Raw genomic sequence first — 15,047 nt, forward strand, 5'->3', positions numbered from 1 at the left:
TGATCATGATTCTTCGAAAGTTGAATGGATTTTATCCGATTTTTCTCATTAAAAAATCATTTATAAAAATTACCAGTGCCTACTATTGTAGCATATTTATCAGTTATTTTCAAACACGACCTCTCTTTTTATAAGTGTGAAGAGCACTTTATGAATTTTGAACAAAATCCATTTGGAATAGGATTGACTATTCTAAACATTTATTTACTATTACAACTCAGACGAAAAAGACCAGAGCGTCACTCTGGCCTTTTCCTGTTCAGTTTAGCTTGTAACTAAACTTAATCTTCTTTTTTGCGAGTAGTAGCTGCAAGGCCTGCACCTAAGCCCAAGATAGCCAATCCTGCTGCTAAAGCTGACACCTGAGACTCACTTCCTGTATTTGGAAGGTGACCTTTTTCAGTTTGTGTCACTTTTTCTTCTTGAGATTGTGCTCCTGTTTGAGCCAGTTGGTGCGCATCTGGATTGACAGGAACTTGTGGGTTTAGTTCTTCTTGTGCTACAGCAGTTCCCACTTCCACAATGCGATCTTGCGATGCTACCTTATCAAAGGTTTCTTTCGATGTACGCTTACCATTTTCGACTTCTACTAGGTGGACACGAACACCTTTTTGACCTTCTTGGATCACACGAGTTTTCCCTACTGGAAGTTTATCGTTCTTACGTTCTTGAACTTGGAAATCAACTTCCTCTTCTTCCACTAGGAGCTCTGGCTTGTGATGAATCAAATCTTTGACACCATCAAGCGGTTGAGCCGTACCACGTTTAGTTCCTACTTCCACGATACGATCTTGCGCAACTATCTTATCAAAAGTTTCTTTCAATGTACGCTTACCGTTTTCGACTTCTACTAGGTGAACACGAACACCTTTTTGACCTTCTTGAAGAACACGACTTTCACCCACATAAAGTTTGTCAGTCTTACGTTCTTGAACTTTGAAATCAATTGCCTCTTCTTCAACCAGAAGCTCTGGTTTTTCATGAACCAAACCTGCAGCTCCATCAAGTGGTTGGGCTGTACCTCGCTTAGTTCCAACGAGAAGAACCCGGTTAACAGGAGCCTGGATCACTTCACGGAGTTTCTCTTCACGAGTTCCGTCTGGACTAACAGATGTAAGAATGCGTTCCTTACCAACTTGTCCTTCTTGTTCTACACGACTTTCACCTACATATAGACTTGGATCTTCTTTTTCAACAGTCTGGAAGGCAAGTTCCTTTTCGACAACCTCAAGACTTGGATTCTCTTCTTGAATAGCAGGGGCTGTTTTCTCAGAAACTGGTTTTTCCTTGGTTAACTGGATACGGTATTCCTTGACTTGTTTTCCACTTTCTGAAACGAGACGAACAAGTACTGGAAGACTATTATCGCCACTATCTACAACTGTTGAAGCTACTTGATTGCGTTCTTGAACGGTCACTTTTGGACGTTGACCTTTATAGGTAATTTGGTAGTCTTGACGATCTTCAGCGAAGTCAGGAAGTTCTTTTCCATCTACAAGAATCTTCGATGCAGTGCTTTCTTGAGGCAATTCGCTTGGCGCAAGGAAGGTCATCTCAATCATCGCAACACCGCTCTTGTCTGCTTTACGCTCCATACGCCATCTCATGGCTTTGGCTTTCACAGCTTTAAATGTTACGTTAATTTCATCACCAGCTTCAATATCTTTATCCGCACGATAAGGAACAGCTTCCCAGTTATCTGGATTGTTGAATGGATGGGCTGCATCATAGGCTTGGTAGTTTGAATAGTAGGTAGGCACTTCAAAGTCTGGACCAATATAGCGTTCCAAAACGAGTTTAGATGGCGCATCCGTTCCACTATCTGCAAAGAAGTGAAGTTTGGCTTGCGCAACAGTCCGTTCTACAATCTTACCATTTTCACGGAAAATAACACCTGTTGATACTTCTGGATTAGAAGATGGTGTTGGAGACCAGTTTGTCCAACGGCGATTTTCATTGTGGTCTCCATCATTGATATAGTCTACACGGTCATGTGAACTTGGATCAATATCATTAGTTGCAGAAGCAAAGGCTTGGTTACTGTTTTCATCATAGTTAGTGTTGTTTGAGAGAGCCTCACCAAGTTTGTCCGTCACTCGTACAGTGAACTCAGCAACGAGGTCACTACCAAGGACATGGCCTCGAACGGTAAATTGACCTGCTTTTGTCAGATTTTCTGCTGGAACTTTTTCCCATTCCACTGTCAAGTCTTTTGTCTCATAGCCGTCTTTACCTGTGAAGTAAACAGGAACCTTAGTTGGCAATTCAAGTGGTTGACCTAGTTGCAATAAGCGAGCTTGTTTGACCGCAGCAACTGGTTTACGAGAGAGTAAGTCTTTATTGCCTGTAAAGTGTAGACGGTATTCTCCTAGGATGTCACCATTTTCAGCTTTCGCGACGACACGAACTGGCTCACCTTCACGAACACTTGGAACAACGGTAGCAAGACCATTGCTGCTAACACTTGCTGTTACTGTAGGAACTTTTCCATCTACAGACTCAAGGTAGTAGTCTGTCAAATCAGGGTTGAAGTTTGCTAAATCTTTGCCGTCAACTTGGATTCTTGTTTGTCCTTGTTTGGCTGCCGCAACTTGTTTTGCAAAGATTTGTACTTCTGTGATAGAAGTTCCACGCTTATTATCTGCTTTAACCATGCGAATGCGCACAGCATAAGTCTCAACTTTATCAAAGCTAAAGTGATTCATTTCTCCAGCCTTGAGTTGAGCTGGGGCTTTTAGATTGGTAACTGGTTTCCAGTTAGCTGGATCGTTAAAGACATGTTCTTCATTGCCTACAAAGCTAGGGTTTTTAGGAGCTGTCGGAACGGTCTTACCGACATAATACTCAATCACATAAGACTTCGGTGCACCGACTCCATGGTCTTCGTGGAATCCGACACTTAGATTATCAACGGAACGTTTGCTTAAGATACCTGAATCTCCAAATAGAACACCGACTGAAGCTTCTGGATTACTACGATTCCAGTTGGTCCAGCGGTTGGCTGGTCGGTCATTAAAGGAAATCAATTTATCGTTGACGTTTGAAACAGGATCGCTTGGATTTGAGTCTGAAGCAAAGGCAAGTGGCAATTCTGAGCCGGTCCATTGGTCAGAAATGTTTGCCCCCTGCTCAGTTTGAGCAGACACACGAACATGAAGTTTGGTAGTTAATTGCGTACCTTCTAGGCGACCAGTGACTGTAAAGACACCTTCCTTAGCGTATTGGTCTGATTGAATCGCATCCCAAGTAACCTTAGCTGATGAAACGTGACCATTTGAATCGTAGGTACGAACACTTTCTGGTAATTGCGGCGCTTCTGCGATTGGAGTCGTCACACTGACTTCTTCAACTGAAACGATACCTTCAACAGATACTTTGGCACGCGCTTCAAGGTCAATTCCTTCAACTTTACCTAGCACTTCAAAGGTTTGATAGCGGTCTAGTTTTTCTTTTGGAATAGCTTGCCATGTGACTTTGTGAGTTTTAGGGAAACCTTTGTCATACTCAACCGTTACTGTTGCTGGAAAGCTTGGTTCCTGATGCAAGTCAGTCACTACATTTACTGGACGAATGGATTGCGCAACCTTCGTCTCAGTATTGGCTTGGATCGTGAAATCGATTTGACCTGTAGCCCCCTCATATTCTGCTTTGAGAGTGACTGCTCCTGGCTTATGTAACTCAAGCATTCCTTTACGAACTGCGACTTCCCCTTCACCACTTGTAGAGAAGGTCACTTTATCAGCTGGTAAAACTGCTTGTGTTCCGTCTTGATAGTGAGCAAGTACAGACAATTTCACTGTTTGGTCTTCTTTAAGACCGTTAGCTTGCTCCACTTGTAAGCTCAAATGGTCAATTTTCGGTGCTTCTTCAAGGAATTGAATTGCATAGGTTTGAAGCGGACCACCATCTTTGGGTTGAACAAAGATGCTTGCACGCATACCGTTTGCTGCACTTGCTTGGACTACAGTAACATCCGCATTTTCAGCACTTGCTACAACTTCTGGCAAGGATGCACCGTAAGCAAGAGTGCGGTATTGCATTGGATGTTGACTAGTGAGGCCTGTAACGGCTTCACCACCAACACTTACATTTGGCACTACAGGTGCTGCAGGATTGCCTTCTTCTACCACAAGGGTAGCATGAACGGTTTCGCCTCCTAGTTGGCCAGTCATTTGAATACGTGATCCTGCAACTGAAAGTTTGGCTTTATCTGCTTCCGCAATCTCCCACTTATCCACTTCGTATTCTTGAACGCTTCCATCTGTTACAGTGATAGAAACGTATTTATCAACAGCATTCAAATCTGTTCCTGGGGCAACACGTTTAACTGTTGGTAGTTCTTTCGCAATTGCTAGAACCTCAACACGAGCCTCTACTTCACGTCCGTCTGCCATGCCTTTAACTGTCACAACTCCAGCTCGGCTCACATCAACAGAAGACCATGTTACTGGACGTTTTTCACGACTGCCATCACTATAGACAAAAGCGACGGTCTTCGGCATTTTTGGTTCTTTCTCGATAACAGTACGTACTTTTGGTACCTCTGTTCCTAGAACTGTCTTTTCTTGTCCTTCTTTCTTACCAGTAAAGACTGTTACTTGACCAGATTTCAAGAGATCTGAATGAGCTGTTAGTGTGAATTTACCTGCTTGTTCAGTTGATTTAACAATGGCAACCCCTTTACCGTTAAAGGCTCTGCGAATCCAAGAACCATCTGGCTGCGCCTTATAGCGTTCACGGCTGGCTTGTTCCCCATTATCAACACCGACTAGTTGACCTTGTCCATGCAATTGGAAACGAACCAAATTATTGGCAGTTGGCACTACATTTCCTTGACTGTCAACGATTTCGTAGTAGATGTAGGTCAAGTCTTTTCCATCTGCAGCGATTGCGTGTTCTTCCTTAATAAGACGAACACCTGCTGGTTGACCTGCAGTGGTAATCTTGTCACGTGCAATTTCTTTTCCAGCTTCATCGCGAGCTACAGCTTCCAAAGTACCTGGTTGATAAGCAACCTTCCACTCAAGATAGAGTTCCTTAGCATTCGCACCTTCTTGGTAGGTACGGCCATCACTAGTTTGTTTCTTGTTGAAGGTCTTAACTCCAAGAGATTGACCGTTCAAGAACAATTCTACGCTTGCAGCGTTTGAATAGGCGCGAACTGGGATTTTTCCGTCTGCATCTTCGACTTTCGATGCCAATTCTCTATTTTCCCAGTTCCAGTGAGGAAGGAGGTGAACCATTGGTTTCTTCTTAGCAGAAACCCATTGGCTTTGGTAGAGATAGAAGTCATGTTTTGGAATACCCGCTGTATCTACGATACCAAAGTAAGAACTCTTAACGGGAGTTTGGTTTTGATTGTGCCATGGCGTAGGCTCACCTATATAGTCCGTACCTGTCCAGATAAACTGTCCAGCATAGCCAGCGTTGTCACGGTCAAAAGTCCATGAATCTGTTGCCGTTTTACCCCAGCCAACTCGGTCATTACCATAGTCAGACTGTTCGTAATGACGTTCAGGTCCGTTGCTATGTTTCAATTCACTTTCAGGACGATAGTAGCTGCCACGTGTACGGGTTGCTGAAGATGTTTCTGAACCGTAAATCAACCATTTTGGATGTTTCGCACGAAGTTTCTTGTAGTTGTCTTCTGAGTAGTTGAAACCAACCGCATCAAGTTCTTCGGCAATCTTCTCATGGCCACCACTACCATCTCCAAAGCGGAACTTATCTGCTCCCATGGTAACGTAACGTGTAGTATCAACATCTTTAATCACTTTTACTAAGCGTTTAACCGTTGCAAGTGAGTGTGCATCACCGTTGGCTTCACCGATTTCATTTCCGATAGACCACATGAAGACAGCTGGGTTATTTTTGTCTCTTTCGACCATGGTACGAAGATCATAGTCAGACCATTTTTCACCTTTCCTAGCTTCTGGGTGAGTGGCATCTTTTTCAAAGAAACGACCATAGTCATAAGGTTTCTTTCCACCGTACCATGTATCAAAAGCCTCTTCCTGAACCAGCAAACCAAGTTCTGCTGCGATTTGCAAGGTTTGCTCACTAGCAGGGTTGTGGGTTGTACGAATAGAGTTAACCCCCATCTCCTTCATTTGTTTGAGACGGCGATATTCTGCCTTATAGTTTTCTTCTGCTCCAAGTGCTCCGTGGTCATGGTGCAAGGAAACACCATGGAATTTAATGCGTTCACCATTCAAAGAGAAACCTTCATTTGGCGTCCAATGATAGTAACGGTAACCAAACAAATCCTTCTTAGCATCCACTAATTGACCATCACGGTATACACGCGTAATCAATTCGTACAAGGCAGGTTTGTCATTTAAAACTGTCCAGAGTTTTGGTTTTTCAACTTCTAAAATAGCATCAAGACTTGTTGATTCATGTGCTTTCAAGGTGCGACTTGCTGTACGAACCAAACCAGTCACTGCTTGACCACCACGCTCTACAATTTGATACTCTGCCACAAGCTCATGGTCTTTATCATCTGTATTGACGATTTTGCTGGTCACATGCGTTTCAACCTTGCCGTGTTGCTGTTGTTCAAGTTTTGGCGTTAAGATGGTTGTACCATTTTTCTCAACATGAACCTTATCTGTCACTTGCAAGGTCACATCACGGTAAATACCGCTACCTGAGTACCAACGGCTACTTGGTTGTTTGTTGACTGCATGGACAGCAATCACATTCTCACGACCATCTTTGTGAAGGTATTTGGTGATATCATATGAGAACTGGTTATAACCATTTGGATAATGTCCCACTAACTGGCCATTGACATAGACTTGAGAATCCATGTAGACACCATCAAAAGTCAAGCGAACATTCTTCTTGAGATCTTTTTCATCAAGTTTAAAGGTCTTACGATACCAAGCTTCACCACCATTGAGCTGTCCACCTTCGTTTTGGGCAGGTGATTGATGGTCAAAATCGTTGAAGATACTCCAGTCATGTGGAAGATCCAATTTTTGCCATGTTGATACATCTGCATCTGGTTTCACAGCTTCTTTAGAGTTCGCATTGAGTTTGAAGTGCCAATTTTGATTAAAATTCACTTTTCTGTCTTCAATCATTTGATTTACTTCTTCATTTGTCGCAGCTTTCAAATCTTCCTTAACAGGCTTTTCTTGACTTGAAGCTTGTGATTCTACCTTTGGATCATTTTCTTCAGGTTTAGAAGACGCTTTTTCCTCTTTCTGAGTTATAGCTTCATCCTCTTTCACCTCTGGTTTACTTGCTTCAATGGGAGCAGCTTGGCTTTGTTCTACACTTGCAGCCACGTTCTTCTCTGCTACTGCTTGATCCTGTTTTTCCTCCACTGCTGGACTTTCCTCTTTTGCTTGTTCTACAGTGTGCGCAATAGGAGTTTCATCCGCAAGAACTGGTGATGCTTCAACGACACTTCCTCCAAATAGAACAGCGCAGGTTCCAATCATGACAGAGCAAGCTCCTACAGCAAACTTACGAATACTGTAGACTCTTTTACGATTCCAATGGCCTTTTTCCATAAAATCCTCCTTTAGTAACCGCTTCTATTTTTGATAACAGATAACGCTTCAATGGACTTCATACTCATTCTATAAAATGATATAGATAACTTCAATCCTCCAAACTAAAAAATCATAATTTTGATTGTTTTTTCTAAAATTTGTAGAAGATTTAGAAAATGTGAATGTAGATTTAGAACAAAAATAAACAATTTTTGACACTCAGTAAAACATGATAAAAAGTTCCCTTTGTAAGGAACTCCTTTTACTTATAATTAAAGATTCCCCCTGCCAACTTATCAGCTAGTTTAGGAAAGAGGCTATAAAATTTGTGGGCTAAATTCAACAAAACTGGGAGATTGAGTTCTCGTTTATTTTTTCCTATAGTCTTGACGATTTTTTTAGCAACCGCATCTGGTTCTAAGAGAAAGCGGTCAACAGACTTGAGGTAGCTGCCATCTGGGTCTGCCTGGTCAAAAAATCTTGTTCGGATTGGTCCTGGATTGACCGTCGTTAGATAGACACCATAGGGCATGAGTTCGAGGCGCAAAGCGTTTGAAAATCCAATCGCTGCAAACTTTGTCGCTGAGTAGAGACTGGATTTGCCAGTAGCTATCAAACCTGCCATACTGACGATATTGATAATATGCCCCTTTCGCCTTTTCTTCATTCGAAACCCAATGCGACGAGACAAGTTCATCAGAGCAAAGGTATTGACCTCAAACATCTGGTGAATGTCTTTGTCAGAAATCTGGTCAAATTCCTCAAAAATCCCGTAACCAGCATTGTTAATCAAAACATCAATTTTACCATAACGGAGATAGAGGTCAGCTACCAGATCTTCTAGAACCGAGTCATCAGTAATATCGATTTCAATCAATTCTACACGGGGATGATTTCCATATAGTTGAGCTAGTTTTTCCTTGTTTCTACCTAGTAAGATGAGTTGGTCATCTGGCAAGAGTTTGACCATTTCTTGGGCCAGTCCACCGCTTGCTCCGGTAATCAGAATAGTACGCATACTTATCCTTTCTCAATCTTCTAAATTTCCACTTCTTCCAAGTCTTTGACCACATGGACATTTTCAAAAACAGTAGCCGCATCTTTCTTGAGCTGGCTGATATCTTTTGAGAGGAAGCGGGCGCTGATATGATTGAGCAAAAGGCGTTTGGCTCCTGCTTCTGCAGCTACTTGCGCTGCCTGCATATTGGTTGAGTGACCATGGTTACGGGCAATTTTCTCATCGCCCTTTCCATAAGTTGACTCATGGACTAGGATATCAGCATTGATGCCTAGACGCACGCTGGCATTGGTTTTTCGGGTATCACCAAGAATAGTGATAATCTTACCTGGACGGGGAGCTGAGATATAGTCTGTCGCCTTGATTTCAGTTCCGTCTTCTAGGACAACATCCTGACCATTTTTGATTTTTCCAAAGAGAGGTCCAAATGGCACACCTGCAGCTTTGAGTTTTTCAGCATCCAAGGTACCTTCTAGGTCCTTTTGCATGACACGATAGCCAACACAGAAAATAGTGTGGTCCAGCTCCTCTGCATACACCGTGAATTTATCGGTCTCAAGGATTTTCCCTAGAGAATCTTGGTCAAACTCATGAAAATGAATGCGGTAAGGCAGACGAGAACCCGACACACGTAGACTGGTTAAGACAAAGGACTTGATCCCTTGAGGTCCGTAGATGTCCAAATCTGTCTGCTCTTCATTGGCCTGAAAGGCACGGCTAGAAAGGAATCCTGGCAAGCCAAAGATATGATCTCCATGCAGGTGAGTGATAAAGATTTTGCTGACCTTACGTGGTCGAATCGTGGTTTCCAGAATGCGATTTTGCGTTCCTTCTCCACAGTCAAAGAGCCAAACTTCGTTAATCTCATCCAAGAGTTTCAGAGCGAGACTTGAAACGTTGCGGGCTTTAGAGGGCTGACCAGCCCCCGTTCCTAAAAATTGAATATCCATTCGATACTTTCTAATTAATCAATATATAACATAGCTGTGCGATTTTCCGATCGGAAATAGCGACTGCCAGAGAAAGCAACAGCTTCTTGCAGTAAATCCTCTTGACTGTAGCCTTTGAGACGTTTGCGACCATCAGCCAAACTTTCCAAATCTGTCAAGGCTGTGAGATTTTTGACACTAACAACTTCCTCATCTCCGACAGCTTTCATGTAAATCTTTCCAGACTCTTCAAAGACGAGTTGATGGGGGAAAATTTGCGCAATCTCAAAAAGCAAGTTATCTGTGATTGCTTCTTCAGCTTCTGAGAAAATGCGACAAAGTCCCTCCCTCTCATAGCAAAAGCCAAAGGATTTGCCAGATAGGTTCAGACGAATAAAGGGCTTATTTTCAAAGGTGAAACTTGGCTCAGCATTGTAGAGGTTCAGTTCCTGACTAAGTTCTGCAAAATAATCCGTCGCAGCCTGAGGGCTCTTTTTCTGATAAAGTTCTGCAAAGTAGGCATTGACTACACTCGGAGGAGGTGTGATGAGAGCCAACTGCTCTTGCTCTGTTTTGCCAGCTAGAAGCTGATCCAGATAGACCTTATCCAGACTTGTATAACCTCCATACTTTAGAGCCAAAGTTTTAATATCAGTCATAAAATTCCTCTAACCTCCATTTATTTTTCTCGGAAATAAATCCTGTAATCACTTCACCGTCATCTTGATAGTCACGATCTTCAAGAATCGCCACACTTTCCAAATCATGAATCTTGTAGGATTTTGAAAAAGGCACGCGCAAAGTAAATGCTTCAAAAATCTCCTTGATTTTCTCTAAAAACAAAGCCTGCAAATTCTCACGACTATCCTCAGACTTGGCAGAAATGAGGGCATAAGGCGTTTGAGTAGGCGTGAAATCCTCCACCAAATCTGCTTTATTATAAAGAGTCAGGCGAGGAATATCCTCCATATCCAAGTCTTTCATGATAGACAGAACCGTTTTTTCATGCTCCTCGTGATAAGGATTGCTGGCATCAATGACATGAACCAGAAGGTCCACATGCTTGCTTTCTTCCAAGGTTGACTTGAAACTGGACACCAATTCTGTTGGCAAATCTTGGATAAAGCCAACCGTATCAGTTAAGGTAACCTGAAGATTACCTCCCAAATGGATACTCTTTGTCGTCGCATCCAGAGTCGCAAAGAGCTCGTCTGCTTCATACTGGATCTTACTGGTCAAGGTGTTCATGATGGTTGATTTCCCAGCATTGGTGTAACCAATCAAACCAATCTTAAAGGTACTTGACTCCAAGCGTTTTTCTCTGACTGTCGCCCGATTTTTCTCAACCACCTTGAGCTGGCGCTCGATATCTGTGATTTGATTACGAACACTACGACGGTTCAGTTCCAGCTGGCTTTCACCTGGACCACGGGAACCAATTCCACCTGCCTGACGGCTAAGCATAATCCCCTGACCAACCAAGCGAGGCAAGAGATACTTGAGTTGAGCTAGGTGGACTTGGAGTTTCCCTTCATGGCTTCGAGCCCGCATGGCAAAGATATCCAGAATCAACTGCATACGGTCAATAACCTTAACTCCCAGAACTTCTTCTAGATTGACATTTTGCCGTGGAGTCAAACGATTATTGACGATGACAGTAGTAATTTCTTCTGCATCTACCATCCGCGCAATCTCTTCCAACTTACCAGAGCCGACGAAGGTCTTGGAGTCATACTTTTCCCGTTTTTGCCTGTAGCTATCTACAACGACTGCCCCAGCTGTCTTAGCCAGACTGGCCAACTCTTCCATAGAGAGGTCAAAATTGTCCATGCCCTGCAATTCCACACCTACGAGCAGGACTCGCTCCTCTTTTTTCTCCGTTTCAATCATCTAAAAACTCCTCTATCTGGCTTAAAATGCGGTCCTGCACGTCAGGCTCTCCTATCTGATAAAAGGTCACCTGCATGCGATTACGGAACCAGGTCAGCTGACGCTTAGCAAAACGGCGAGTCGCCTGTTTGAGACTCTCGCTGGCTTCCTCAAGAGTTTGCTCCCCACGGAAATAAGGAAAGAGTTCCTTGTAGCCAATGCCTTTAGCTGCCTGCACATCTGGATAATGGTCAAAGAGCCACTTGGCCTCATCCAAAAGCCCAGCCTCAAACATCAGATCTACTCGGCGATTGATACGTTCATAAAGCTGACTGCGTTCATCATCCAAGCAGATAATCAGTGGTTCATAAGGACTTTCCTGATTTTCCAAATCCTGACCAAAATGGGCAATTTCCAAGGCGCGCATGGCACGACGACGGTTAAACTGGGGAATTTCAAGACCTGCTTGCTCCACAAGATGGGCTAATTCCTCATCTGAATAAGGCTCCAAACTAGTCCGATAGGCTAAAATCTCCTCATGAGGTGTTTCTCCACCTAGGTGGTAGCCTTCCAGCAAGCTCTGGATATAAAGCCCTGTGCCTCCAGCGATAATAGCAAGCTTGCCACGACTTTGGATGTCCTCTATGGCTGCCTTAGCTTCTGAAACAAAATCAAAAGCCGAGTAAGACTCGGTCACCTCTCTGACATCAATCAAATGATGAGGAACAACAGCTTGCTCCTCCGGGCTAGCCTTGGCTGTTCCAATATCCAACCCTCTGTATACTTGCTGACTGTCACCGCTGACCACCTCTCCACCAAAGCGCTTGGCTACTTCAATAGCAAGAGCTGTCTTCCCAACAGCAGTCGGTCCAACAATCACAATTATTTTTGTTTTCATCTTTTTTCCTTGAAAAATTCCCATTTTTTCGTTACTATTATTATATCATAAAAAGGTCAGTCAGAAAAATGCTACCACTTGAGGAGCCTGGCTGATCGGGAAGATAAAGGAGGAAGACTCATGGCTAAAGGATTCGCTAAAGGTCTTGTAACAGGTGTCGCAGGAACTGTCGCTGCCGTTGCAGGTGCAGTATACGCAATTAAAAAGAAAGTGATTGAGCCAGAAGAGCAAAAAGCAGCTTTCATCGAAGAAAACCGCAAAAAAGCAGCTCGCCGCCGCGTATCACATTAAGCAACAAAAGAAGTTGAGATTTCTCAACTTCTTTTTATTTTCTTAAATAGCCAAATCAAACTTCAGTTGTGGCTTGACTGGATTATAGTCAACTAACTCAAAGTCCTCCGCTTTGATATCAAAGAAATTGGTCCCATCAGGAACATTCAAGACCAAACGAGGTTGGCAGTTTGACGGCTCACGACGGAGCAATTCCTGAGCTTGTTCAAACTGATTATCATAGATATGGAGGTTGTTGATAAAATAGAAAAACTTCCCAATCTTCCAGCCAAAATGCTTGGCAATCATCATTTGAAGAGCCACATACTGCATGGCATTGATATGGTGGGCCACCAGCATATCATTAGAGCGCTGGGTCAAGGTCGCATCCAGATAGATTTCCCCATCAACCCGACGGACATCAAACATGGTCTGAAAGGCGCATGGAAGGAGGCCGTCTGTCTCCTCAAATGCTTGGTAATCCCAGAGTGAGATGATATTGCGACGGTTCCAGGGATTGGCTTCCAACTGCTTGAGAATCTTATTAATGATATCGTGTTTCTTAACGACCGCCCCATAGCGTTCACCGATGGTTCCCGTATCTCCCACTTCCCAGTCATTCCAGTAGTGAACATTGTACTTGCTATTTAGCACTTCTAGGCTATTAGACTGATCTTGGTAGATCCAGAGTACTTCCTTGATGGCGGATTTGATTGCAATGGGACGCAAGGTTGTGATGGGAAATTCCCCCATAGCCAAGTCATACTCGGCAAAGGCACCCGTTACGTACTTGGAGTTGGCAACAGTCCCATCCTTGTACTTGGGACGTGCCTGCTCGGAAAAGACACCGTCTTTGAGGATTCGTTCAATATTCTCTTTAAAAATCGTATCTGCTTTTGTCATTTACTCTCACCTCATTTATTGTCCTAACTAGTATAGCATAAAAAATCTTTTCTACATACTCAGATAATCGATGGCCTTTTTATATTTTTCTAATCGTTCCAAATCCTTGTCAGTGACAGAACTCAGTCTCGATAAATCCGAATTATGCTTCAAATCTGCTAATTTGACAATGCGTGCTAGGGGATTAGATTTCACATTTTCTAGATATGTTTGATAGTCTTGCCCCTTTTTCTTTGACAAAATCTGAACGGCAGTAACTACTGTTTCTAGTAAACCAGCTAGTAATAGTTCTTCAGCCGTAAAAGGACTGTCCTCAATGACATCATGTAGTAAAGCAACTGCTTTTTCTTCTTCAGTATCAACTTGGCTTGCTACATAGATTGGATGTTCTATATAATCTATCCCTGCCTTATCAAATTGCCCCCTATGAGCTTCCGTAGCGATAGACAATGCTAGTTCAAGCATGGGTTGTTTTGATGTATTCATCTAGCGGCTCCTTCCCAAAATTTAAACCTATTTCGTTTTATTCGATTTTTAAAAAAGAGCTTGATAAACACCAAGCTCTATAATCATTTTATTTTATTGCAATACAAGTGATGCCGCTCCGATAACTCCAGCGTCATTTCCTAGAGTTGCAAGAGCCAATTTAGTGGATGTGCGTACTTGAGGGAAGGTATTTTCATCATAAACTTTTTGCACGCCTTGGAGAAGGAATTCTCCAGCTGCTGACACCCCACCACCGATAACGATAGTTGATGGGTTGAGGATTGATCCGATGTTAGCACATGCAATACCCAAGTAACGTGAAAAGTTACGGTAAACGATCAAGGCAAGGTCGTCTCCTTCTTTTGCAAGGTCAAAGACAGTTTTGGCTGTTACTTCTTCACCATCGTCAATCAAGCGTTTCAAGGCTGCATCGCCTTCGTATTCATCAGCATAACGACGTGTCAAGTTGACAATCCCTGTTGCAGAAGCAACTGTCTCAAGACAGCCTTTTTTACCACAGGTACATGCGATTGGTTGGTCAAAGTCAACAGTGATGTGACCAAGCTCTCCTGCCGCACCAGCAACACCGTGGAGCAGTTTTCCTTCAGCGACGATACCACCACCAACACCGGTACCAAGTGTCATAAAGACAACGTCCGGTTGGTTGTCACCAGCACCCATCCAGCGCTCACCAAGAGCAGCTACGTTGGCATCATTATCAATGAAGAATGGAATACCCAAGGCTTTTTCAATCTTTTCTTTAATTGGTTGAAGGGTTTTCCAGTTTAGGTTGTAGGCACCGATAACAGTTCCTTTTTCACGGTCAACCACACCAGGTGATCCCATCCCAATCCCTCGGAAATCCGTAGCTGACAATCCAAGCAAGTCCAAACGATGTTGAATAGACTCAATCATATCATCTACAATATGGCTTCCTTCATCCAAAATATTAGTCTTGATAGACCATTTTTCTTGGATTTCTCCCTCTTGAGTTAAAATTGCAAACTTGATAGATGTACCACCAAGGTCAATCCCAATAATCTTTTGACTCATCGTCTTCTCCTTTTTAATTGAAAATGCTTACAGATATAGTATAACAAAAACGTCTCTTTTGTGCAAAGGTTTGCAGGCTACAAGCCAAAATTAAAACATCTTATTTGCTTCACTAT

General features: G+C 43.0%; 10 protein-coding genes. 1 reads left to right on the forward strand and 9 read right to left on the reverse strand.

Annotated features, from left to right (window positions below; translation table 11 throughout):
• Positions 1-281: 281 nt before the first annotated feature.
• From bgaA to miaA, 6 genes are all read right to left on the reverse strand, one after another.
• Positions 282-7,523, reverse strand: coding sequence for an LPXTG-anchored adhesin/beta-galactosidase BgaA (gene bgaA, locus EJF26_RS04760; protein ID WP_000410710.1), 7,242 nt, complete (start codon positions 7,521-7,523; stop codon positions 282-284).
• Between the two features lie 244 nt (positions 7,524-7,767).
• The gene (locus EJF26_RS04765) at positions 7,768-8,523 is read right to left on the reverse strand and encodes an SDR family NAD(P)-dependent oxidoreductase (protein ID WP_001259182.1); all 756 of its coding nucleotides are present in this window, start codon (positions 8,521-8,523) and stop codon (positions 7,768-7,770) included.
• A gap of 20 nt (positions 8,524-8,543) precedes the next feature.
• Entirely contained in the window at positions 8,544-9,473 is a 930-nt protein-coding gene (gene rnz / locus EJF26_RS04770; protein WP_000354320.1) for a ribonuclease Z, read from the reverse strand.
• 14 nt (positions 9,474-9,487) lie between these two features.
• A complete protein-coding gene (locus tag EJF26_RS04775; RefSeq protein WP_000129707.1) occupies positions 9,488-10,111 on the reverse strand; it encodes a hypothetical protein in 624 nt (207 codons plus the stop codon).
• Positions 10,104-11,342 (reverse strand): GTPase HflX, encoded by a 1,239-nt coding sequence (gene hflX, locus EJF26_RS04780; RefSeq protein WP_000573208.1) that lies wholly within the window; start codon positions 11,340-11,342, stop codon positions 10,104-10,106. The genes EJF26_RS04775 and hflX overlap by 8 nt, the downstream gene beginning before the upstream one ends.
• The gene (gene miaA, locus EJF26_RS04785) at positions 11,335-12,219 is read right to left on the reverse strand and encodes a tRNA (adenosine(37)-N6)-dimethylallyltransferase MiaA (protein WP_000850171.1); all 885 of its coding nucleotides are present in this window, start codon (positions 12,217-12,219) and stop codon (positions 11,335-11,337) included. The genes hflX and miaA overlap by 8 nt, the downstream gene beginning before the upstream one ends.
• A 120-nt stretch (positions 12,220-12,339) precedes the next feature.
• On the opposite strand from miaA, the gene EJF26_RS04790 reads away from it, so the two are divergent.
• Positions 12,340-12,510: a DUF3042 family protein gene (locus EJF26_RS04790; protein WP_001051782.1), complete on the forward strand. Its 171-nt coding sequence runs from the start codon at positions 12,340-12,342 to the stop codon at positions 12,508-12,510.
• Between the two features lie 42 nt (positions 12,511-12,552).
• Here EJF26_RS04790 and EJF26_RS04795 read toward each other — a convergent pair whose 3' ends face one another.
• The 3 genes from EJF26_RS04795 to EJF26_RS04805 form a co-directional block, all read right to left on the reverse strand.
• Positions 12,553-13,392 carry a thymidylate synthase gene (locus tag EJF26_RS04795; protein WP_000158623.1) on the reverse strand — a complete coding sequence of 280 codons (840 nt, stop codon included), beginning with the start codon at positions 13,390-13,392 and terminating at the stop codon, positions 12,553-12,555.
• A gap of 51 nt (positions 13,393-13,443) precedes the next feature.
• The gene (locus tag EJF26_RS04800; RefSeq protein ID WP_001097949.1) at positions 13,444-13,878 is read right to left on the reverse strand and encodes a hypothetical protein; all 435 of its coding nucleotides are present in this window, start codon (positions 13,876-13,878) and stop codon (positions 13,444-13,446) included.
• A gap of 93 nt (positions 13,879-13,971) precedes the next feature.
• Entirely contained in the window at positions 13,972-14,931 is a 960-nt protein-coding gene (locus EJF26_RS04805) for an ROK family glucokinase (RefSeq protein WP_000078548.1), read from the reverse strand.
• Between the last annotated feature and the right edge of the window lie 116 nt (positions 14,932-15,047).

This window comes from Streptococcus oralis subsp. dentisani (assembly GCF_007475365.1).
GTDB lineage: Bacteria > Bacillota > Bacilli > Lactobacillales > Streptococcaceae > Streptococcus > Streptococcus mitis_AX.

Bases quoted from the DNA above. Each gene is read 5' to 3' on its own strand.
- bgaA (WP_000410710.1), bottom strand. From the start codon at position 7,523: ATGGAAAAAGGCCATTGGAATCGTAAAAGAGTCTACAGTATTCGTAAG.
- hflX (WP_000573208.1), bottom strand. From the start codon at position 11,342: ATGATTGAAACGGAGAAAAAAGAGGAGCGAGTCCTGCTCGTAGGTGTG.
- EJF26_RS04765 (WP_001259182.1), bottom strand. From the start codon at position 8,523: ATGCGTACTATTCTGATTACCGGAGCAAGCGGTGGACTGGCCCAAGAA.
- EJF26_RS04775 (WP_000129707.1), bottom strand. From the start codon at position 10,111: ATGACTGATATTAAAACTTTGGCTCTAAAGTATGGAGGTTATACAAGT.
- EJF26_RS04795 (WP_000158623.1), bottom strand. From the start codon at position 13,392: ATGACAAAAGCAGATACGATTTTTAAAGAGAATATTGAACGAATCCTC.
- EJF26_RS04790 (WP_001051782.1), top strand. From the start codon at position 12,340: ATGGCTAAAGGATTCGCTAAAGGTCTTGTAACAGGTGTCGCAGGAACT.
- EJF26_RS04805 (WP_000078548.1), bottom strand. From the start codon at position 14,931: ATGAGTCAAAAGATTATTGGGATTGACCTTGGTGGTACATCTATCAAG.
- miaA (WP_000850171.1), bottom strand. From the start codon at position 12,219: ATGAAAACAAAAATAATTGTGATTGTTGGACCGACTGCTGTTGGGAAG.
- rnz (WP_000354320.1), bottom strand. From the start codon at position 9,473: ATGGATATTCAATTTTTAGGAACGGGGGCTGGTCAGCCCTCTAAAGCC.
- EJF26_RS04800 (WP_001097949.1), bottom strand. From the start codon at position 13,878: ATGAATACATCAAAACAACCCATGCTTGAACTAGCATTGTCTATCGCT.